We start from the raw sequence: 23,051 nt of genomic DNA, 5'->3' as shown, positions 1-23,051 counted from the left end.
CGCTTTGGTAATTTATGGATAAATTTTCTTTTACAACGGTTCAAGGAAAAACTGAAGTGTTTTACTGCGATGAACCTTTTTTACCGCATATAGATTCGCCCGGCGGAATGTATATTGCCGATTCCAATACTGCACCTATTGCAAAGAATTCAAAAAATTTCCGCTCAGACCTTCCCTTAGTTATAATTGAAGCCGGAGAAGAAAATAAAAATTTTACTTCCCTTGTGTCCATTTTAAAAACCGCCCTTGATGCAGGCTTAAACCGGAATTCGGTTTTTATCGGGGTTGGAGGAGGCCTTGTATGCGATTTAGCGGCCTTTGCCGCCTCAGTTTATATGAGGGGGGCAAGATGCAAACTTGTTCCTACCAGTCTTTTAGCTATGGCGGATGCAGCCATAGGCGGGAAGACTGCAATAAATTTTGACGGTTATAAAAACATGGTAGGAACTTTTTTTAAGGCTGATGAAATTTACATAAGCCCCAAAGTCTTAAAAAGTTTAAGCGATGAAGAATATCTTTCAGGTCTGGCAGAAATATTTAAAATGGGCCTTTTATATTCAAAAAATATTTACCAAGCCTTTAGGATGCAAAGAGAAAAAATATTGGAACGGGACGAAAGCCTTTGTTTAGAGCTTGTCAGAGGAGCCGTTGAAGCGAAAGCTAAGGTAGTAAGCCGTGACTTTGATGAAAAAAATGAAAGAGCTTTTTTAAATTTGGGGCATACTTTTGGCCATGCGCTGGAATCCGTTTTAAATTTTTCAAAAATTACTCACGGGGAAGCTGTCGCCTGGGGAATATCAAAAGCGATGCTTTTAGGTAAAAAATTAGGATTAACCGATTCTTCTTATGCGGATGAGGTTTGTGCTGTTATACGTTCTTATAGCCGTATAGATGCTTCGCTCTTATATGATAAAAATAAAATTCTTTTAGCAATGAAAAAAGATAAAAAAAATATAGATACTAAAATCCGTTTGATTTTACAAAAAAATATTTGCGAGACTTTTATTTATGAGGTTTCTGAAAAAGACATCAGGGAGGTGCTATGATTTATTTGGATTGGGCGGCAACGGCCATGCCTCAAGAAGATATAAATACGGAGGCTTTAAAAAAGTCTTTTAAATATTTTGCAAACCCTTCCTCAAAACATTTTTTAGGTAAGGATGCCCGAAAAATTCTTGAAGAAACCCGTTCGGAAATTGCAGAACTTTTGCACGTAATTCCCGATCATATTATTTTTACATCGGGAGGAACCGAAGGTGATTATATTCCTATGCTGTCTTTTATGGCCATGCCTTCTCCTTGTTCGATTGCAGTCAGCAGCATAGAGCACTCCGCAGTCAGGGAGCAGGCTGCCGTTATGAAGGCACGAGGTTATAAGATTTTACAAATTCCTGCGGACAAAAACGGTTTTATAAGCGCCGATTCGGTTTTAAAAACCATAGACTCTGATACGGCCTTTGTTTCGGTGATGGCTGTAAATAATGAAACCGGAGCAATTCAGCCCATCGCTGAAATCGGTAAGGCCATTGAAGAATATTCTAAGGGAAAACGAAGGATTCATTTTCATACCGATGCCGTCCAAGCTATAGGAAAAATTCCTTTTGAACTTTCAAAACTGCCCATCCATTCCGCTTCTTTTAGCGGACACAAAATAGGTGCCCCTAGAGGAATCGGTTTTTTGTACCTTGCTAAAAATATGGAAGCCTTTATCCGCGGGGGCGGGCAAGAAAATGGGTTAAGGCCCGGTACCGAAAATCTTGCAGGTGTTTTAGCCTTATCCGGCTGTCTTAAAAAATATTATGACAATTCTGAAACATATTTTTCTCATGCAAAAAAATTAATGGATTTTTTGATTGAAGAATTGGCAAGCATTAAGGGTTTAAGTTTTATCCCCGAAGCCCGTCCGCAGTTAAATGACAAATTTTCGCCGTGGATTTTACAGTTTGCGGTTAAAGAATTAACCGGCGAGGTTCTTGTCCGCTGCTTGTCTGAAAGGGGCATCTGTATTTCAACAGGTTCTGCATGTTCTTCAAAAAAACAAAACCGTCCCGTCTTAGAGGCGATGAAAATTGACTCTAAAATGCAGCAAAATTCCGTTAGAGTTTCAATAGGCCCTTTAACACAAAAAAATGAACTTGAGGAATTTTTAAAAATTTTAAAAGAGATTCTAAACAAGTTCCGTTGATGAATTTTTATATTAACTATTCATTTTAGTACTTGTTGCAGTTTTCTTGCTCTTCTTTTAGTTTTGCCGTAATCTTTGACTGACGGGCTAAGCGGTTTGCCAACAAGCGTGATAAGAAAATACCGTAATGAGGGTATTCTTCTATCAGTTTCATAAAATTCATTTTAGGAATTTTAATTAGCGAGCCTTCTCCAATGGATACGACCGTCGCAGATCTTCTGTCATTCATTAAAAACGCCATTTCGCCTATAAAAATATCAGCCGGTGTTAAAACCGACATTAATTTATTATTTACATAGACGGCATAGCGTCCCGAACTTATATAGAAAAGATCGCTTGAATCCTCGTTTTCGCGGCAAACAATCTGCATGTGTTTGAAGGTTAGTAATTGCTGAGCTTTTAAAATAGCAGGCGTAAGGTTTGCTATGTTTCTTTGATTTTTTACCTCAAATGAGACCTCATTCCCAATATTATTGTAGCGTATATTTTTTACAAGGGTTTGAGAAAGTTTAATGCCCATACCGTGAAGGCCTGCTTCAAAGTCGGCTTCAAGATGGCTTTTCCAGTCAAAACCGTTACCTTCATCCTTTATAGTTATCCTTGTTTTTTCAGGTAATACCGAATATGTGATATACACCTTCTTCTTTTTTATTTCAGGCTGCTTTTGCTTTTCGGCAATTAAGTCCAGCATATTTTTTCCGCTTTTCAGCCATTTATTTTTTTCTTCGTAAGAGATGTTGCAGTTTCCGTGTTCTACGGCATTAAGTAAAAATTCCATCATTGCCGTTTGTAAAGAAGACCTTTCCTCTTCATTAACTCTGTCGGTATTGTAAAGATAGGTTCCTATCAAGTTAGCATAGAAAACTATTTCAAAGGGATCGGTATCGCTTACAAAATGACCTGTTTCTTTTTCGTCAGGCCGCTGATGCATTCCTCTGTTAAAAAGAAAATGCTGATGTTGGTTTAAAATTTTTATAATCTGTTCGGTATTTTTTTCAAAATCTTTTCTTGTGCATACAAATAGAAAGTTAGGTTCCTTTATTTGTTCAAGTTTTGCCTTTTCTTGACGGCTGTTGGTAATGGCTATAATTCCTCCGAATAAAAGCCATGGGTCATCTTTTATAACCTTAACACAAGCTTCGGCATCGATATTCGGATCCCCGAAATCGATGATTTTGATTTCGGGCATTTCATATTTAAAAAACGAAACAATGTTTTCATATTTATCAAGGACTGCAATATCGACATTTTCTATGTTTTGTTTTTGTGCAACTGCTTTTAATCCATTCACTGTAGTCTGTATTGTGCTTATTATAGGGACTTTTTTCATCATTATTTCCTTTAAAATATCGCTCACATTATAGCATAAATTTGAAATACATACTATACTTTAATGATGAATATGAACGATTTATCTTTTTTTCAAGGAAAAACTGATCCCTTAGGTGCAAAATTAAGCCGAGATGGAGTGAATTTCAGCATCTTTTCACGGAATGCAAAAGAGATAGTTCTACACTTATTTGAAGCAGTAGATGATGCCGATCCTGCCGTATCTTATAGACTTGACCCTAAAGTAAATAAAACTGGTGATGTTTGGCATGTGTTTGCAGCGGGTTTAAAAAGTTGGGCTTTTTATTTATATACGGCCGATGGAGAGTTTTCACCTGCATCGGGTTTCTTATTCGATGAAAATAATTACTTGCTTGACCCTTATGCAAAACTCATAAGTTCTCATTCCGTATTTAATTCGGAACAAACTTTTAACCAAAGAGAGAGCAAGGCTTCAGGCGGTAAAAATCAGCATAAAAGAACGGCAAAGGGTTTCCCAAAATGTGTAGTTGTAGATGATAGGGAATTCGATTGGCAGGGAGATAAGCCCTTAAATATTCCTCTTCAAAACTGTGTAATATATGAGGCTCATGTAAAAGGCTTTTCTTTTTTAAACGATAAAATAAGTCCTATAAAACGAGGTAAATATTCAGGCCTTGTAGAACTCATTCCATATTTAAAAAATCTGGGTATCACATCTCTTGAGCTCTTGCCCGTTTTTGATTTTGATGAAAACGAAAATATGAATGTAAATCCTAAAACCGGCATTCGGCTAAAAAACTATTGGGGCTACAGTACAATTTCTTTTTTTGCACCTAAGGCCCTCTATGCCGAAGACCCTGGCAATGCAGTAAACGAGTTTAAATTTATGGTCAGGGAATTTCATAAAGCAGGTATCGAGATAATCTTAGATGTGGTGTTTAACCATACCGCAGAAGGAAATGAAAACGGCCCCGTTTTTTCTTTTAAGGGATTGGATAATTCCATTTACTATCATCTTGAAGATAATAAGCTCTATTATAAAAACTTTTCAGGCTGCGGTAACAGTTTAAAAGCTTCGGAAATTCCAGTTATAAAATTTATATTGGATTGCCTGCGGTATTGGGTAACTGAAATGCACGTGGACGGCTTCCGTTTTGATTTGGCTCCTGTTCTGGCCCGCGATAAAACCGGAGGTATAGATTACAACGCTTTTATCATACAGGCCATTGCAGATGATTCCGTGCTTCGTTCTACAAAGATTATAGCTGAAGCTTGGGATGCAGCCGGTGCGTACATGGTAGGAAAATTTCCCGGACGCTGGGCGGAATGGAACGATTTATTCCGTAACTCCGTCAGAGAGTTTTGGCTGAAGCCCAATCCTGATATAAGACACTTGGCAGCCAGAGTAACCGGTTCTGCGGATTTATATTCTCAAAAAGGCAGACGGCCTTATCAGTCAATCAATTTTGTTTGCTGTCATGACGGCTTTACTCTTTGCGATTTATTAAGCTATTCCGAAAAACATAACGAAGAAAATGGGGAAAATAACCGGGACGGCTCAAATGAAAATTTGAGCTATAATCATGGAATAGAAGGGCCTGCATCTGTCGAAATTGAAAGAATGCGGATGAGGTCTGCAAAAAATATTTTGACAACTCTTATTCTTTCAGCCGGCACACCTATGATGAATATGGGAGATGAAGTATTCCGTACACAAAACGGAAACAATAATACTTATTGTCAGGATAATGAAATATCTTGGTTTGATTGGGAGCTTTTAAATGAAAATAAGGACTTGCTCGAATTTACCAAAAAACTTATCAATTTAAGAAAGGCTCATTTTTCTTTTTTAAGAAATCATTTTTTTACAGGTGTACCTAAAAGTAACGGAAGCCCAAATGATATTACATGGTTTGATTATAATGCACAATCCCCAAATTGGGGAGTGCCTTCAAATTTTTTAGCATTTTTAATAGACGGCAATAAAATTAATTTGGAAAGCGACGAGGACGACAATGATTTTTATGTTATGGTAAATAGTTATAATAACGACATAACGGTAAAGCTGCCCCCTCCATCTTTAAGCGGGACATCTTGGTACCGGCTGATCGACACTTCTTACACGAACGGAAAAGATTTTTCAGATGAAGAAAAAGCCGAGCAGATTATGAACCAACAAATATATGTAGTGCTTGCACGTACAACTGTAGTTTTAATTTCAAAATATGGGCACTTATAGCTTTCCTCCACTTGTTCAAACTGTCCGATACTGTTATACTTATTTAACAAAAATTTAAAGGAGAACTTTGATGAAAACAATAAAGTTAGACGATTTTAAAAATTACTCATTTTTAAGTAACCTTAAATTTTCGGAAGACGGAAGATATGCAGCCTATATTTGTGCTCATGCCGATCTAACCGAAAACGATTATAATAAGGCTCTTTTTCTTTTGGACATGGAAACAAAAAAGACAAAGCAGCTTACGGGCGAGGACGTAAATTCTTTTTACGGCTTTGACGGTGATCGCCTTCTTTTTTCTGCAAGAAGAACAAAAAAAGAAAAGGAAGAAAAAGAGAAAACCTTTGTTTATTCAATCCCTGTTTCGGGCGGTGAGGCCTTGCTTGCCTACACCTTTCCCCATCCCGTTTTAAAAATGGAATTTGCCGATAAAAAGACGGCTGTTGTTCTACACTCGTGGAAGGATGACCCTTTCAAAAAGCTGCCTAAAGAAAAGGCAGAAGAAGCAAAAAAAGACGAGGCTGATTATGAAACCTTTGAAGAGATTCCGTTTTGGAGTAACGGGGGCGGCTTTACCTCACGCAAGAGAAACCGTCTTTTTGTTTATAATCTTTCAAACATGAAAGGGTCTGCTCTAACCGATGAGTTTACACAGGTTGACGGTTTTGATTTTGATAAAAAGACCCAAGAAATTTTATTTACAAAATCGACCTATACCGACAAGATGCCCATCTATAATGAGCTGATGCTCATGCCCTTAAAAACAAAAAAGGCAAAGCTCTTAAATGCCGGTCAAGATTTTATGTATGCCGATGCCAAATTCTTTGGGGACAAAATTCTTTATACCGGTGCCGACGGGAAAAAATACGGCGTAAACCAAGATGCCGATATTTATCTTATCCCTAAAACCGGAACAGGAGCGAAGATGATTTCGCCCAAGGATTACGATAAGAGCTTATGGAATTCCGTGGGTTCCGATTCAAGATACGGAGGCGGTGCCAATTCCCATGTCAAAGACGGAAAATATTATTTTATTACAACCGAGGACGATTCTTCCTTTGTAAATGTCATTGACGAAAAAGGAGAATTAAAACAGCTTATTACCGAAAAAGGTTCTGTGGACTGCTTTGCCGTTCATGAAGAAAAAATTCTTTTTATAGGTTTTAGAAAACAGGAATTACAAGAGGTTTATCTTTTTGAAGATAAAAAAGAAAACTGCCTTACAAAGCATAATACCTATGCTTCAAAATTGCAAAAGATTGTGCCTGAAGAATTCGAATTTACCAATGACGGTGTCAAACTCCACGGCTTTGTTTTAAAGCCCTTAAACTACAAGGCCGGAAAAAAATATCCCGGTATCTTGAGCATTCACGGCGGGCCTAAGACCGTTTACGGTTCAATCTTTTACCACGAGATGCAGTTTTTAGCTCAATCAGGTTACTTTGTGTTTTTTACAAATCCCCGCGGTGCCGACGGAATGGGACGAGCCTTTGCAGATATTCGTGGCAAATACGGAACAATCGACTACTCCGATTTAATGAAGCTTACAGATGAGGTTCTAAAGAAGTATAAGGATATCGACAAGGAAAAAGTAGGCGTTATGGGCGGTTCTTACGGAGGCTTTATGACAAACTGGATAATCGGCCACACAAACCGCTTTGCTGCAGCCTGCTCCCAGCGTTCAATTTCAAACTGGATATCCAAATTCGGAATTACCGATATCGGTTACTATTTTAATTCCGACCAAAACGGAGGAGTTACTCCTTGGAAGGGCGTAGAAAAAATGTGGGATCACAGCCCCCTCAAATATGCCGATAAGTGCAAAACACCGACTCTTTTTATTCAATCGGATGAGGACTACCGCTGCTTTGAAGCCTGTGCCTTCCAGATGTTTACTGCTCTAAAATATCACGGCTGCGAGGCAAAGCTTGTCTTGTTCCATGGAGAAAATCATGATCTCTCCCGAACAGGAAAGCCCAAGCATCGAATCCGCCGCTTAACCGAGATATTTAACTGGTTTGAAAAATATCTTAAAAAATAAGGCTAAGGCCTTACAGTCTTTCTCCTGCCGGTTAGAGGTAATTGCCTTAAATCGGCAGGATTAAATCATTTTTACTTTCATAAATATATTACAGCTTTAGGGTATATTTTTATTTCCAGCCCCATTCCAATACTATCAACATAATCAATAAGTGTCGATAACTTTATATCTCCCTCCGATTGTTTTTTCGGCTTTTACAATCTCTTTTACCATTTGTACGTAAATCGATTTTATCAGAATTCATCTGAATTTATCCATCTTCTTAATTTTGATTCCATTTTTTCTCTTATTTTTTCTGAAAACTCCGAAAAAGTGCTGCAATTTTGCGGAATATAAAAAGGACATAGGTAAAGCATCCCTCCAATTCCCTGTATTTCTCCTAACTCATTTAAAATTGTCTCATTTTCATTTTCAGATGGATATATGTAAGCTCCCTTCATAGTTTTTATAATATGCATATATGCTATAACTTGGGCTAAATCATCGGAAGGCGGATTCCTTTTATCAAAAGGTTTATATTTTGCATCAAGCACAAAGTCATCTCTATAAAAATCAGGAATAAATCGGCCGATATTATTGGTTAAAACAGATATACTCCCTACTCCTTTTCTATTTTCAGGGTGAAAAAATCCGATTTGTTTTAATATTGTTGCAAGGTATTGTTCCCAAAGCCATGAAACATCAAATAAAATTCCATATACACGATTCTTCTGCCGTGCAAATTTTATTTTTTTATTTTGAAGAATTTGAATACATAATTTTTTTAGCGGAACATAATAGGTAAAATATGGATGGTTTTGTTTTTTTATAGCAACAGCTATTATTTTTTGTCTTTCACCTGAATTGTAAAGAGTCGTTGCCATTTTGATTGTTTTGACAGCATCACGAATTTCTTGAGAAGAAGTTAAAATACCGGCAATATCTTTTTTGGCTGAGATATATTCAATCGTGTGCCGTATAAGTTCTGTTGTTGTATTGTCATAAGAATATTCTCTTGTTTTGTATGAAATCTTTCCTTCAAATGGAATATTTTTTTGAATATGACGGGAAATCTCAATGACGCCCCTGACGTTTTCATCATTTTTATGAAAAGTTTTATATTCTTTATACATGCCTTGAGAGAGAGCTTTTTGCAAAAGCCGTGGGAATATATAAATAAGTAAGTTTAATACACTTTCTTGTGAAGATGAAAAATTGAGGTTTGTAATATTAAGGTTTAATACTTTTTGAATCATGTAATGAAGAAAAAAATCTTCTTCGTTTTTTGCAAATCGTGAGGTTATGGAAATATCAGTATCATTTATGCCAATGAATCCCGCTATATTTTCCGTAGAAAAAATATAATCTTCTTCCTTGTCTGATTTTGTAAGGCTTCCGAGTTTTGACTCTTTTAGTAAGTCTGCGGAATCTTCCAACTTTGTCGGAAATATCAAAAGGTTTTCCTCCGTTGAAAGTTCTGCAAGCGTTTTGTTTGAAATTCTTTTTATATCATTTACGGCGGCCTTAAAATCTGTTTCTTCGTATTCTTGATTAATGGCTTGCAAGCGTTTACCGCCGTTATTGTCTGTTGTCTTAAAAATAGCCATAAAAATTATTCAATATTTATCATATCAAAAGCATTCTTTAATAATTCAAGATTGCTTTCTTCATTTCCGTTTCCTTTTAAATATTCAACAAGAAGATCATGCAGGGAATTTTCCCATAGTTCATCGGAAGTTTCCATGTCATCATCCAATTGCTTAAAGTAAGCTGCTCCTATATGATATGCAGAATTAAGACCGTCAATTTTGCTTATTGCATTGTTAAGGCTCTCCATACGTGTTTTTGTGTTTTCTGAAAGCTCAAAATTTTCCGCACTTTGAGCTGCCTTAATTTCTTTAAAAGCAAACCTTCGTCTCATAGCAAAATCCATGCTTTCAACGCTGCGGTCAATATCGTTCATCGTACCGATGATGTAAACATTTTCGGGAACATAAAAACCGTCTTCAAAAATGTCGCCTGTTTCAACCAGATTCTGATACTGTGTTTTTACCAGTCCTTTTTTACCACGATAACCGGGATCAACGGAGAAGAAAAGTTCTCCAAAAATTTTACTTATTTCTCCACGATTGATTTCATCAATAATAAAAATAAAATCTTTTTGCTTTATAGGTTCAGAGATTTCCAAAATACTTGAAGAATTTTGATTTGTATAAATCCAATTTAATGCAGCCCAATATGCAGAAGAATGAGAGCCTCCTATCACATTTCTAAATTCTTTATCAATATTTTTTATATTATCCAAACTTTGTTTATCAACAAACACTTTTGACAGTTTTTCAAGACGATCGTAAGAAACAATGTATGTTGTTTCTTTCCCGGAAGCCTTTGTTTTAACAACGATATTATCATTATCTGTTACTTGTAAAATATCCAGAGGAATGTTTGTTCTTTGCTGTAACTCCTTTAAATCTCCATTACGTATCTTATCAAGCAATTCAAAAAATTTATCTTTGAAGGAAACTTCTTTCTGCATTTCATGAATAGATTTTTTACTATCTTGTAAATTCTTAACGGCTTTTTTACAGAAAGCCTTAAAGGCTCCATCCTTGCGTTCAAACATCATGTTAGTTTTATCGGTATTATTTACAGGTCTTAACCCTTCAACAAAATCCGTATAGTCATAACTTGGATGAAACTGAACAAATTCCGTTTCTGCATCCATGAGTTTAGCTATCTGCTTTGCAAGATAAGTTTTCCCGGTTCCGGGAGCACCGTGTAAAATTATATTGTGGTGCTTTTTAAGGAAGTTTTTGTAATTTTGTATATTTGTTTTGAGGATTAAATCATTTGTATCAGGTTCATCCTCTTCTTGTTCAGTATTATCTTTTTTTGCTTCCGGACTATTTTCCCAAATACTCCATAATTCATCTCCTTTTTGCCATATAGTTTTTTTAGAATCAGTGTTTGAAAGTATAATTTGCTGCATTTTTGAAATGGGACTGTTAATAGTGAAATTGTTATCATATTTATTTGCTAAATATAATATTGCTTTTGGTAAATAAATATTTAGCAGTTTTTTATTAGAGTATAAAAAAGCAATTTTCCATTTATATGCATCGCCTAAATCAATTAAATCTATTTCTTCAAAATGACCTTTTTGAGATGCTTCAATAATTCTGATTATATTTGAGTGTACATTTTCATAGGCTTCCTGTCGATCTTTCCCGTATTTACTATACCAAGCATATTCATTGTCGGATAAAGTTCCATTTCTCCCCTTTATTTTACCGCCTATTTTAAATATTCCAAATTTATAAGCTGATCCGCCCCATATTGAGCCTAGCTTTTCTGTTTTTTTCTCAACCCAATAACAAAATGAGTTACTCCTCTCCGTATTTGTATATTCTTCCAAAGTTAAATTTCGTACTCTTTCTAAAGGAAATTCATTGTTGAATTCTTCATAAATTTTATCCTTTTCTCGTTCAATAACATCAGTTAACATTTATTCATCTCCATTCTATATAAGATTTTTTAATATGCCGGAAAAATAAAAATAGTTTTATTTTTCATCTATGTTTTATTAAATGAATATCAGATTAATGTGTGTGTCAGGTTATTCTTATATATTAAGCTCTACCTCCAAAATCGTATGATCGCTATATTGCTTAACTTTACCATAATTCCAAGAAAATGTTTCACCTATATTATTTGACAAATCCTTGCTGACAAATATATGATCATCTTGATAATGATTTCTTTCAGCCATATTATTTCCAAAAAATGTTTGTGTGTATTTTGGTATACATTCATGATACTGCGCTTTTATGCTATTGAAAGTTTTCAAGAAAAAACCCTTATACATTTCAATATCAGCATTAAAATCTCCACCAATGATAAATTTACTAATGCTATCATTCATTATTTTATTATTGAAGATTTGTTCAATATGGTTTCTAATTGAATAAATATCATCAGGCGAAGTATTAGTATGTAAACTACATATAGTGAAAATATTATTATTAAACATTAATTCTGCAAATACTTGTTTTCCATTTATACTTTCATTATCTACATACACATTATCGACATACAATTCAGTAACATTCTTAAATGAACTTTTCTGTAGTAGATATTTGTTGATATATACACATGTTCCCCATTTTATCGGGTCCTGAACTCTGCAAGTATGGCTTTCCAAAAATACCGTTTGCTCCTTATATAATTCAGGAACAACGGTTTCTTGAAGTAATGCTATATCAGGATTTATTGTATTTACTAAATAATCCCAAGCTAAATCATGGTTATCTTTCTGTTGCCAGTAATTCATATTCCAACTAATCAATTTCATCGTATTCCAGTTCCTTTGCCGCCGCCTCTTATACACATTAGGGCTATCCATATCCTACCTCAAAAACTTATTTCTTTCAACCAACAAAAAACCGTTCAAAATTTATATGTACGCATATGCCATTAGTTTATAAGTTTTCTATCTCTGATAATTTTACAAAATATACAATTATCCATTTTAATTTTATCCTCCGGTTTTTAAAATTATTTTCACCCCTAAATATATCAATATTTTTCTGCAATCAATTCGAAATATTTTGATGGTGTAAAAATTAATGGTTTATCAATTTTTACATCTTCAAAATCCTTGTCTCCCGTAATCAAAATATCTGAATCAGATAAAATTGCGGATACAAGAACCGGCAAATCTTTTATATCCCGAACTTTTGGATATTTATTTTCATCAATTGTATCGGGACTCTTAAATTCTTCAAAAGTAATTCCATCAAAAAAAATACCCAATAACTCTTTTTTAAATGGAAATTTATTTTCAAAAACTTTTTTGCATTCTTCCTTTGTATATGAAGAAATTATTACCGTATGATTTTCAAGCAAATGAGAAAAAACTTTAGCAACCTTACCATCAGGGAAAAGTATCGCAGAAATCACAATGTTTGAATCTATGAAAATCCTCAACTCTTTTTCCTTAGCTCTTTAATATAAGCAATAACGTCATCTTCTGTTTGAAAGCCGGCTTTTTCTGCTTCTCCTTGCATTTGAGTCTGAATATTTGCTAAAGTTATTTGAGAAGCATTTGTAATATAAACTTTTCCTCTGCTTTCTTCAAAAAAGACTTTATCGCCGGTTTTTAATCCGAGCATATTTCTTATTGCAAGCGGAATTGTAATCTGACCCTTAGATGTTAGTTTTGCAAGTTCCATAAAACGCCTCCTTACTTTCCTTACTTATATTATTATATAATAATTAATTACTTTCTGTCAATAATTTGTATTAAATCTTTTTATCCTATTTATTTGAAAAATTTATTCTTATGAAGTCTTCGATTTCTTTTTCTTTTAGAATTGAACATTTAACTTCGGTACGGAAATTCCGAGGGCCGAAGTTAAATGTGTTGATTCGGCTTTATCTCATCTCGTTTACCGCTTTTTAAAAAGCCCTTACTTTATCTTTTTAAAGACGGCGACGCCGTTATGGCCTCCGAAGCCGAGGGAGCCTGAGGCGGCACAGTTTATTTCGCCTTTGACGCCCTTATTCGGAACATAGTCCAAATCACAGCCGGCTTCAAGGTCGGGTTCGGTTAGGTTGATGGTCGGGGGATAAAATCCTTCTTCCATTGCCTTTATACAGAAGATGGCTTCAAGAGCTCCTGCGGCACCTAAGCAGTGGCCTATCATCGATTTGGTTGAAGAAACCTTCATTTTATACGCATGGTCTCCGAAAGCTTTTTTAATCATGGCCGTTTCTGCAGGGTCGTTAATCGGTGTCGAGGTTCCGTGAGCATTATAGTATTGAACTTCTTCAGGTTTTACGCCTGCATCGGCTAAGGCCTTGGTGATGGCCAATGCTCCTCCGTCACCTGAGGGGTCGGGGCTGGTTAAGTGGTAGGCATCGGAGGAAGCTCCATAGCCTGCAAATTCCGCATATATTTTAGCGCCCCTCTTTTTTGCGTGTTCATATTCTTCAAGAATGAGAATGCCTGAGCCTTCGCCCATTACAAAGCCTGAACGCTTTTTATCGAAGGGGCAGCAAGCCTTGGCAGGATCGCCTGAGGCAAGGGTTTGCAAAATCGTAAAACCGCTTATGCCGAAACCGGTAATTGTTGCTTCCGTGCCGCCCGATACGCATACATCAAGCCTTCCTGAGCGGACAAGGTCTAAAGCATTTCCGAGGGCATCGGTACCGGAAGCACAGGCCGTAGCCAATGTCCAAGACGGGCCCTTTATGCCGAACTGCATACTTATGTTTCCGGCGGCCTCATTCGGAATAAGAAGAGGAACCGTCATAGGGGGGATACGATCCGGAGCGACTTGAAAGTATTTTTTAAAGGCCTCTTGGTAGATTTCAAAACCGCCTATACCGTTTCCAAGTATGATACCTGTGCGGTTTGCATCGATGTTTTCTTTTGAAAGGCCTGCATCCTTCATTGCCTGTGAAGCTGCGGCTACAGCAAATTGAGTAAACCGGGCCATTTTACGGGCATCTTTTTTATCCATAAATTGTGAGGCGTCGAAGTTTTTTACCTCTGCCGCTATTTTAATTTTAAAATCAGAGCAATCAAATTGGGTAATGTTTCCTATTCCGCATTTACCTGCTTTGATTCCTTCCCATGTTTCATCTAGGGTGTTTCCAATGGGGGTTACGGCACCGAGGCCTGTAATTACAACTCTTCTCATATAAACTCCTATTTTGCGTAAATTTCCGCATTTTTGTACTCTTTGGTTAAAGAATGTTTTTTATGTCAGTCTGTTCAACAGCCTATAAACAAAGTGTACTTGCTTACAGCCTCTCTGTCAAGGCCGATTTTTATCTGTTTTTATCTGTCCTACTTTTTATCAAGCCATTCGATTCCTTATGGCTGCCCTGCTTATCTTCCCGTTGTGAGTCTTGGGCAAAGTTTCTACAAATTCTAGAGAACGCGGAGCCTTGTAGAGGGCTGCATTTTTTTTTGCAAAGAACATAAGCTCTTTTTCCAAGGATTGGCTAGGCTTATAGGTTTTGTTTAAAACAACAAAGGCCTTTACTGCCTGCCCTCTTTTCGGGTCGGGCACGCCTGTTACTGCACATTCAAAGACTGCCGGATGCTGGAGAAGAACCGACTCCACCTCAAAGGGGCTTATACGGAAACCGGAGCTTTTTATAAGGTCATCTGTTCGGCCTTCAAACCAAAAGTAACCGTCTTCATCCCTATAGGCGGCATCTCCAGTATGGTAAACTCCGCCCTTAAAAACCTCGGCCGTTTTTTCAGCATTTTTATAATAACCGCCGAACATTCCGAAAGGAACCTTTTTATCCAAACGCAAGATTATTTCTCCCGATTCTCCTGCCTCGCAGGAAGAACCGTCGGGGCGGATAATATCTATCTCATAGCCGGGGGCAGGTTTTCCCATTGAGCCGGGTTTAATTTTCATGCCCGGGAAGGTTCCCGTTGTGAGGGTAAGCTCTGTTTGGCCGTAGCCTTCTCTAAGGTCTATTCCGGTCTTTTCTTTAAAGGTATTAAAAATATCCATAGTAAGAGCCTCACCCGCCGTTGTACATTCTTCCAATGATGATAAATCATAATCTTCTATCTTTTCGCGGATTAAGTACCTGTAAACCGTCGGAGGAGCGCAAAAGGAGGTTATCTTGTATTTTGATAGTTTTTCGAGCATGTTTTTAGGGATAAACATTTTCATATCATACACAAAGACGGAACATCCGCAAAGCCATTGACCGTAGATTTTTCCCCACATAGCCTTTGCCCAGCCCGTTTCGGCAACGCTTAAGTGCCTTCCGCCTTCTTTGACGTTTTGCCAAAATTTAGCCGTTGCAATGTGTCCAAGCGGATATAAAAAATTATGCTCCACCATTTTGGGATTGCCCGAAGTGCCTGAGGTAAAGTACAAGAGGGCAGTGTCTTTGCCGCAAGGATAGGCATCTCCTTGGGGAGATGTAAAATCATCGCTCATATTTTTTACAAGTTTATCAAAGGAAATCCAGCCTTCCATTTCGTCATGAACCCATACGAGAAGGGGCTTATTATAAGCGGATTCGGCAGCTTTTTGAATTTCTTCTTGTAAATTTTTTTCTTGTACGGCCATGACCATTTTTATATTGGCGGACTGAATACGGTATTCGATATCATGAGAGGCAAGCTGAACCGTTGCAGGAACGGCTATGGCTCCGATCTTGTGCAGGGCAGGAAGAACAAACCAAAACTCGTATCTTCTTCGCAAAAAAAGAAGAACAGTATCGCCTCTTCCTATTCCCATAGCCTTAAAGAAATTAGCCGCTTTGTTTATCTGCTTTGCTAATTCTGCAAACGAAAAAATCCTTTCTTCGGTTTCATCGCACCAGACGAGTGCCTCCGTTTCGGGATATTCTTTCGCCATTCTATCTATGACATCATAAGCAAAATTAAAATTTTCCGGAGCTTTGACTGAAAAAGAATTATGTACGGTTTCCCAGTCATCGCTTTCAATATAGTTTATGTATTCTTTATAAAACATAGCTTCACCTTATAAGATAATAGACAAGGCTGTTTAAAAAAAGTTGCAATAGAAAAAAAAACAAAAATATGATAGAATCCCGTTCGATTTTTAATGGAGAGTTTATGTCAAGGACAACGAGCGATATCCTTTTGGATATGCTTATAGAACAAAGCGGAAGGCCTCTTTCGGGCGAAGAAGCGGCACTACACTTAGGGCTTTCGAGGGTTTCCGTCTGGAAGGCTGTGCAAAAACTAAGAGACGAAGGTTATGATATTCAAGGCGGAAAAAATAAGGGCTATATTTTAAGCCCATCTTCCGATGTATTAAACGCTTTTTTAATTGAAAAAAATTTATCTTCTTTTGCCCGGTCTGTTTGTAAGGGAAGAATAGAAGTTTTTAAGACAATAGATTCCACTAACACCGAAGCAAAAAGGCGTTTAAATTCCTCAAACAATGCCGAGTCCCTTCACGGAACGGTTCTTTTTGCCGAGCATCAAAGTGCCGGAAGGGGCCGCTTTTCACGCAGTTTTTATTCGCCGAGGGGCGCAGGTTTATATTTTAGCCTGATTTTTTGTCCATCAATTCCGGCAAGGGCTGAAAAGGAAGTGCCGGATACAGCTCTTTATACGGTGATTTCGGCAGTTATCATCTGCCGCTGTTTAAAGGCTCTGGGCTTTGCTCCGCAAATAAAATGGGTAAACGATATTTATCTTAACGGAAAAAAAATCTGCGGCATTTTAAGCGAAGGTATAATCGATATGGAAAGTTCTTCTATGCAAGCCGTGATTATCGGTATTGGCCTCAATGTAAAAGAGTCAAATTTTCCTTCCGAGCTTAAAAACAAGGCCGGCTCTCTTTTTGTCGAAGCAGGCAAACTTTTTACTGAAACCGGCACATCTTTTACCGAAGCCGGAACTCTTTCCTTTAGCCGGAATGTTTTAGCTTCTTCCATTATATCAAGCCTGATTGAAGCCCTTTACGGCTTGCATTCTCAAGGCAATCTAATGGAAGAATATAAAAGCCTCTCCCTTCTTACCGGAAAAAAGGTAAGAGTTCTGCCCTTTGCTGGAGTCCCTTATAAAGCCTTGGTTTTGGGAATCAGCGATTTAGGTCACCTTATTATAGAAACCGATGACGGCAAAAAAAATGAATTAGTTTCCGACGAGGTTAGTTTGAACCAAGTGGAATAGTATTTACTATTTCTTTTTCTTTGCCTCACTTTTTTTGCCAAATAACATAGGTTTAAATTTTTCCGGCTGCCGTTTCAAAATCGGTTTTGATTTTTTCCAATAGAGTTCCTATATCGTTTTGATAAATAAAATCCCAACCTACCCAAGAAAACTTTTTATCCTCTCCTAAACGGTTATCGACATCGGGATTAGTTGACGGAAAAAAGCCGCTTTCAGAAAACACCCTTCCGGTCTTTTCTGAAAGAAAGAAGTCTGCAAAGGCCTTTGTCAAAGCTTCACTTTCTTTTTTTACAAGCATAAAAATAGGAGCTGCTATAGCCCCGTCTTTAGGCCAAACCGTTTTTAATGCCGAATCCTCTTTTATCATCTTTGAAAAAAAGTATGGGCTTATGCTTACGGCAGGAGGCTCATTTACAACGGAGTTTGCTTTTTTTAAAACAAGAGAGGCTTTACCCTTTACCATTTGAGCCGGATGAAGAGAGGTGCGGCATGCCCTGCCTAGTTTTTTTATGCCTTCATCTCCGAAACGGCTGTAGATATTTAGAATTACAGAATTAAACAAATCCAAATCGCTGAAAGGAATTGCCGCAGAATTTTCAAATTCGGGTAAGAGGAGGTCTTCCCAAGTTTCGGGCATTTTTCTTCCCCTTAGCATCTCGGTATTTACAATCATTACTGCGGGAACTACTCCGATAATTCCATAATTTTTTCTACTGTCTCTAAGATCGATATAATCATTACAAAAATCCTTATTCATTTTTTCGATTGAACAATGAAAATCTTTATTCTCGATAAAGGAGCCCATGAGTTTTTTATCGAAAAAAAGCTCAAATCCTGCAGAGAGGAGAATATCGGGAAGATTTTCTTTTTTCCCTGTTTGAGCTTGCTTTATTATCCAGTCGATTCCAAGGTTTGCAGAACGAAGATCATAGCTGATTTTGTAGTTTTGTTTTTCAAGCTCTTCTTTATTTTCTTCAATATACTTGGAATGAAATTCTTTAAAGGCTTCAAGCAAGGGAATTCTTATAGGGCATGGAAGCACTCCCTCAATTCTTATATTTTTTTTGCCGTCATCATACCCGGTATTTTGTGCATCTTTATTTTCTAGGCTTAAATCTATTTTGGCAAAATCAGTATTTTTATTTTGTTCGATAATTTCGATAAGCTCTTTTTCGCACGAATCAATATCAAGGTTCTTCGATAAAAGAGCTTTTTCAAGACTAATCTTTTTACCCATTATTTTACGCATAAGGGGATTGGTAAGAGGGGTAAAGCCTTTTCCTGCCAAGTATCTTATTGTTTCAGGAAAGCGTTCTGTAATATCAAAAACGCTTTCATCCATATTAAAATATTTATTCATTATAATCCTCCGATATATAATCAAGTTAAAATTAAAATAACCCGAAATTAAAAGTATGAATCCTATTTTTAAAAATATATCCGCCCAAGAAACGGAAAAATATTTAAAAAATACCAAGGCCAAAACCCTCAACTATAAAAAAGATGCCTTTATCTTTTTTGAGGGCGATATCCCTTCTTTTATCTTTGTTTTAAAATCGGGTATCGTTCAAATCGAAAAAAACACCGCCGATGGAAAGCGGTTGATTGTAAACCGCTTTGAACATCCCGGTACGGTTTTTGCCGAAGTCTATGCTCTTTTAGATTCGGCCGTATATGATTATTCATGCCGTGTCATAAACGATGCTGAAATTCTTTGTCTCCCCATAGAAGGAGTTTTTGGTGCCGAAGTTTATTCCGAAACTCATTTTAAGGTTTTAAAGAACCTATTAAATATTTTAGCTCATAAGGCTTATTTTTTAAACCAAAAGCTCCTTATCTTTTCTTCATTCAGTCTTCGTCAAAAAATAGCCCTCTATTTATTGCAGCAGGCTAAAGGAAGCTCAAAGGTTGAGCTAAACCTAAACAGGGAAGCTATGGCTGAATACTTAGCCCTTCCTCGTCCATCTCTTTCCCGTGAGCTTATGAACATGCAAAAAGACGGTCTTTTAAAAATCGAAAAAGATACCATCATTGTCAACCTTGATAAGCTCGAAGATTTTAGCTAAGGGCTTATCAGAAAAAGCCCTTAGTCTGTCACTCGATTATGTTTCTAGCCGAAGAAACGTTTTATATCATCTTCTATTGAAGATATTCCCGATAATCCGAATTTGCTTATTAAAACCTCCTTTACATTGGGCGAAAGGAAACCCGGAATAGTAGGCCCAAGATGTATATTTTTTACACCTAAGAATAATAGCGCCAATAGTACTATGACGGCTTTTTGTTCGTACCATGCTATATTAAAAATTATAGGTAAATCATTAATATCGCTTAGGTTAAATATTTCCTTCAATTTAAGCGCGATAAGAGCAAGCGAATAAGAATCATTACACTGCCCTGCATCCAATACCCTTGGAATTCCGTTTATATCTCCAAGATTTAGTTTATTATACCTATATTTTGCACAACCTGCTGTCAGAATCACGGTATTTTTTGGAAGAGCTTCTGCAAAATTTGTATAATAAGATCTCGTTGTGTGTCTGCCGTCACAGCCTCCCATTACTATGAATTTTCTAATATCCCCGTTTTTGACGCTTTCGACAATTTTATCGGCAAGAGCAAAAACTTGGGCGTGAGCAAAGCCGCCTATAATCTTTCCGGTTTCAATTTCCTTAGGCGGCGGGCAAGATTTTGCCTTTTTTATAATTTCGGAAAAGTCCTTATGTCCGTTTTCATCGGCTTCGATATGAACACAGCCGGGATGTCCTGCTGCATTTGTAGTATACATTCTTGATACGTAGGAAGCCTTTGTAGGAATTATGCAGTTGGTTGTCATAAGGATGGGGCCGTTAAAACTTTCGAATTCGGAAGCCTGCTTTGCCCACGAATTACCGTAATTACCTGCAAGATGTTTATATTTTTTTAGTTTTGGATAATAATTTGCAGGCAGCATTTCGGAGTGAGTATAAACATCAATACCGGTTCCCTCGGTTTGCTCAAGGAGCATTTCTATATCTTTTAGATCATGACCTGACACAAGGATGCCAGGATTATTTCTTACACCTATCGAAACTTCGGTTATTTCAGGATTGCCGTAGCTGCCTGTGTTGGCGCTATCCAGCAGAGCCATTCCCTTAACTCCGGCCTCTCCTGTCTTTAAGGTAAGCGAAATAAGTTCATCAACACTTAAATTTTCATCTATGAGCATTGAAAGCGTTTTTTGAATAAAAGCATCCACCTCTTCATCTTCATAGCCCAAGGTGTTAGCATGTTTTACGTAGGCACATAGCCCCTTTAGCCCATAGATAATAAGTTCTTTTAAGGAACGCTTATCCGGATCTTTTGTCTGCAAAACACCTATTGTCATGGCCTTGCCCAGCCTTTTCGGTATATCCGAGCCAAGATGTGCTTCAATCTCCGGATCAAGGGAGCGGTTTAAAGAACTATACAAATCATGGATTGCTTTAAGAGTAATATTTATTCTGTTGTTGATTGCCTTTTCATCAAAATTTGCATTGGTTATTGTAACAAAAAGGTTCGTGCTTACGATGTGGTTAATTTCTTTTTCAACCTTAATCCCTTTTTCCCTCATATAACTCGTCACCTCGGAAAGTTTTTTTGTTCCCCAGATGAGAAAATCCTGCAATCCTGCAACTAAGGGGTTTTTCCCGCATACTCCTACCCTTACGCAGCCTGAATTTTTAAATGTCTCCTGACATTGAAAACAAAACATAGTGTCCATAGTATTCTCCTATAAAAACTTTTTGCAGCAAATATCAATTTGCAAAAAAAGTTTTTTCTAGTGTGTGCCGAAAAGCACACACATATAATAATGCGATGTTTTGTGCAAAGCACAAAACTCGGTAGATAAACAGTGAAACAGTATTTCTGTTGAACTGTTTATCATACCTCCTATTTTTCAAAGGTTTGAGTAAATTATAAGCATTTTATGAATAGAAGTCGGTAACAGATGTTACGCGGATGTTAAATTTTTTCGGTTTTCCAGTCTTTTATGGTACGCTCTTTTTCATCAAAGGATGAACCTATTAGAACAATTCTTTTACCGCTTGATTTAAAAGGAGCTGAATAGCCTTTTTCTTTTATCTGTGCTATCGCATCTGCCGAGCTTCCGTTTCCGTCAAGTTTAAATTCGAAGATATAAATCGTATCTTGTGTATGAACAAGACAGTCAGCTCTTCCGGCAGAACAATGTATTTCGGTTTCGACAAATTGCCCCATCAGCTTAAAAATCAAATAAACGGCAGTCTGATAATTTTGCTCTCTAAGTTTTAACTTTTCTTTGGGAAGATTATCGTAAGGAATGCCGGCAATTATGGACTGCATTCTTTCCATAAAGTTATCTACATTTCCTCTTTCAATATCTTTAGAAAATTGGGCGACGGAATGAGCCGTTTCAGTATTTTTAATATCTGAATAGACAGGCAAAAGATTGCTTAAAAAACCGTAACGCACTTCATCATTAGGAAAACCCAAAGAATAAAGCTTGTATTTTGAATCATAACTTTTTATTGTTAAATATCCTGCTTGAAATAAAATCGGCAAAGGATTTTTTGTGTCGGCTCGGTAATCGGCTAAGCCGGCCTCATCAAGCTCAACATTTCCGTCTAAGTCGGGAATATTATAATCAGCTTCTTTGAGGTAGTTTACCAAAAAGGTCGGAGTTCCAGTAGCAAACCAATAGCTTCCCACATCTTTTGCCGAAAAAGCATTTAGAAGGCTGAAAGGATTATAAACGCTTTTTCCTTCTTTTGCAAAAAGATATCCGTCATAGCATCTTTTAAGAAGGCTTAAACATTCTTCATAGCTTATCTTTTCTTTGTCTGCCAAGACCTGAATTTCGGGAGAAAATACGGCCGTTAATTCTTCTTGGGTTATACCGCAAAGGGCAGAGCAATCTTCGTGAAGGCTTATGTCTTGTAAGTTATTTAGGTCACTGAAAATACTTACCTTACTGAATTTTGTTACTCCCGTTAAAAATGCAAAGCGGATATACTTGTCGCAAGTTTTTATAACGGAATAAAAAGCTTTGAGTGTACTGCGGAATTCTTCGTTTAGGGTTTCATTTACATACATTGTTTGTAAGAGGGGCTTATCATATTCGTCTACGAGGATAACTACCTGTTTGCCGGTTTTTTCATAAGCTGTTTGTATTAAAAAAGCAAAGCGTTTACCAAAAGATAAATTGTTCCCCTGTATACCGAAACGCGCCTCCTCGGCTCTTAAAAAGAAGTCAAGGCTTTCGTTTAAAGACTCAGGCAAATCATACCGCCCCGTATTAAAATCCAAGTAAAGAACGGGATATTGAGTCCATGCTTCAGTTCCTTCGTTTTTAGCTCTGTTTTCTTCGGCTTCTTCAATGTACAGCCCCTTAAACAATTCTTTTTTTCCTAAAAAGTAGGCTTCGAGGGTAGAAAGAAAAAGGCTTTTTCCGAAACGGCGGGGTCGGCTTAAAAAGTAGACTCTATTTGAATTAGTCAGCTTAAAAATAAATTCGGTTTTATCTACATACAAAAATTTATCATTACGCATGACTTCAAAACTTTGTACGCCTATAGGTATCTTCCGTGAAAAATCCATCATTTTTTTA

General features: G+C 37.0%; 17 protein-coding genes. 6 read left to right on the top strand and 11 right to left on the bottom strand.

What is annotated here, in order from left to right; translation table 11 throughout:
• Positions 1-14: 14 nt before the first annotated feature.
• Both JO40_RS05005 and JO40_RS05000 read left to right on the top strand, forming a co-directional pair.
• A complete protein-coding gene (locus JO40_RS05005; protein ID WP_044978383.1) occupies positions 15-1,046 on the top strand; it encodes a 3-dehydroquinate synthase in 1,032 nt (343 codons plus the stop codon).
• Positions 1,043-2,185, top strand: a complete 1,143-nt coding sequence (locus JO40_RS05000; protein ID WP_044978382.1) for a cysteine desulfurase family protein — start codon at positions 1,043-1,045, stop codon at positions 2,183-2,185. Before JO40_RS05005 ends, JO40_RS05000 begins: the two co-directional genes overlap by 4 nt.
• A gap of 25 nt (positions 2,186-2,210) precedes the next feature.
• Here the strand turns inward: JO40_RS05000 and JO40_RS04995 are convergent, their stop codons facing one another.
• Positions 2,211-3,515: a cyclic nucleotide-binding domain-containing protein gene (locus JO40_RS04995; protein ID WP_044978381.1), complete on the bottom strand. Its 1,305-nt coding sequence runs from the start codon at positions 3,513-3,515 to the stop codon at positions 2,211-2,213.
• A 63-nt stretch (positions 3,516-3,578) separates the two neighbouring features.
• Here JO40_RS04995 and glgX point away from each other — a divergent pair, with 63 nt between their 5' ends.
• Complete coding sequence (glgX, locus tag JO40_RS04990; protein WP_044978380.1) at positions 3,579-5,735, top strand: glycogen debranching protein GlgX; 2,157 nt, start codon at positions 3,579-3,581, stop codon at positions 5,733-5,735.
• Between the two features lie 70 nt (positions 5,736-5,805).
• Complete coding sequence (locus JO40_RS04985; RefSeq protein WP_044978379.1) at positions 5,806-7,776, top strand: alpha/beta hydrolase family protein; 1,971 nt, start codon at positions 5,806-5,808, stop codon at positions 7,774-7,776.
• Between the two features lie 233 nt (positions 7,777-8,009).
• Here JO40_RS04985 and JO40_RS04980 read toward each other — a convergent pair whose 3' ends face one another.
• The 7 genes from JO40_RS04980 to JO40_RS04950 form a co-directional block, all read right to left on the bottom strand.
• Positions 8,010-9,362, bottom strand: coding sequence for an McrC family protein (locus JO40_RS04980; protein ID WP_049992345.1), 1,353 nt, complete (start codon positions 9,360-9,362; stop codon positions 8,010-8,012).
• A 5-nt stretch (positions 9,363-9,367) separates the two neighbouring features.
• Positions 9,368-11,260: an McrB family protein gene (locus JO40_RS12855; protein WP_049992344.1), complete on the bottom strand. Its 1,893-nt coding sequence runs from the start codon at positions 11,258-11,260 to the stop codon at positions 9,368-9,370.
• A 117-nt stretch (positions 11,261-11,377) separates the two neighbouring features.
• Positions 11,378-12,157, bottom strand: coding sequence for an endonuclease/exonuclease/phosphatase family protein (locus JO40_RS04970; RefSeq protein WP_044978378.1), 780 nt, complete (start codon positions 12,155-12,157; stop codon positions 11,378-11,380).
• Between the two features lie 173 nt (positions 12,158-12,330).
• Positions 12,331-12,741, bottom strand: coding sequence for a putative toxin-antitoxin system toxin component, PIN family (locus JO40_RS04965; RefSeq protein ID WP_010694433.1), 411 nt, complete (start codon positions 12,739-12,741; stop codon positions 12,331-12,333).
• Complete coding sequence (locus tag JO40_RS04960) at positions 12,738-12,986, bottom strand: AbrB/MazE/SpoVT family DNA-binding domain-containing protein (protein WP_002666876.1); 249 nt, start codon at positions 12,984-12,986, stop codon at positions 12,738-12,740. Before JO40_RS04960 ends, JO40_RS04965 begins: the two co-directional genes overlap by 4 nt.
• A 237-nt stretch (positions 12,987-13,223) precedes the next feature.
• Positions 13,224-14,459, bottom strand: coding sequence for a beta-ketoacyl-ACP synthase II (fabF, locus tag JO40_RS04955; RefSeq protein ID WP_044978377.1), 1,236 nt, complete (start codon positions 14,457-14,459; stop codon positions 13,224-13,226).
• A gap of 159 nt (positions 14,460-14,618) precedes the next feature.
• Positions 14,619-16,271 carry an AMP-binding protein gene (locus JO40_RS04950; protein ID WP_044978376.1) on the bottom strand — a complete coding sequence of 551 codons (1,653 nt, stop codon included), beginning with the start codon at positions 16,269-16,271 and terminating at the stop codon, positions 14,619-14,621.
• Between the two features lie 104 nt (positions 16,272-16,375).
• Between JO40_RS04950 and JO40_RS04945 the strand changes: the two genes are divergently transcribed.
• The gene (locus JO40_RS04945; protein WP_245609015.1) at positions 16,376-17,443 is read left to right on the top strand and encodes a biotin--[acetyl-CoA-carboxylase] ligase; all 1,068 of its coding nucleotides are present in this window, start codon (positions 16,376-16,378) and stop codon (positions 17,441-17,443) included.
• 52 nt (positions 17,444-17,495) lie between these two features.
• On the opposite strand, the gene JO40_RS04940 is transcribed toward JO40_RS04945, so the two are convergent.
• Positions 17,496-18,803 (bottom strand): ABC transporter substrate-binding protein, encoded by a 1,308-nt coding sequence (locus JO40_RS04940; protein ID WP_044979710.1) that lies wholly within the window; start codon positions 18,801-18,803, stop codon positions 17,496-17,498.
• A gap of 55 nt (positions 18,804-18,858) precedes the next feature.
• Between JO40_RS04940 and JO40_RS04935 the strand changes: the two genes are divergently transcribed.
• A complete protein-coding gene (locus tag JO40_RS04935) occupies positions 18,859-19,509 on the top strand; it encodes a Crp/Fnr family transcriptional regulator (protein WP_044978374.1) in 651 nt (216 codons plus the stop codon).
• Positions 19,510-19,553: 44 nt separating this feature from the next.
• Here the strand turns inward: JO40_RS04935 and hcp are convergent, their stop codons facing one another.
• On the bottom strand, positions 19,554-21,185 hold the full coding sequence (gene hcp / locus JO40_RS04930) for a hydroxylamine reductase (protein WP_044978373.1): 1,632 nt from the start codon (positions 21,183-21,185) through the stop codon (positions 19,554-19,556).
• A gap of 242 nt (positions 21,186-21,427) precedes the next feature.
• Positions 21,428-23,041, bottom strand: coding sequence for an ATP-binding protein (locus JO40_RS04925; protein ID WP_044979709.1), 1,614 nt, complete (start codon positions 23,039-23,041; stop codon positions 21,428-21,430).
• Positions 23,042-23,051: the final 10 nt, after the last annotated feature.

This window comes from Treponema putidum, assembly GCF_000755145.1.
In the GTDB taxonomy this organism is placed as follows: domain Bacteria; phylum Spirochaetota; class Spirochaetia; order Treponematales; family Treponemataceae; genus Treponema_B; species Treponema_B putidum.
The sequence above is the reverse complement of the archived record's forward strand: the minus strand, read 5'-3'. Positions and strand labels throughout refer to the sequence as shown.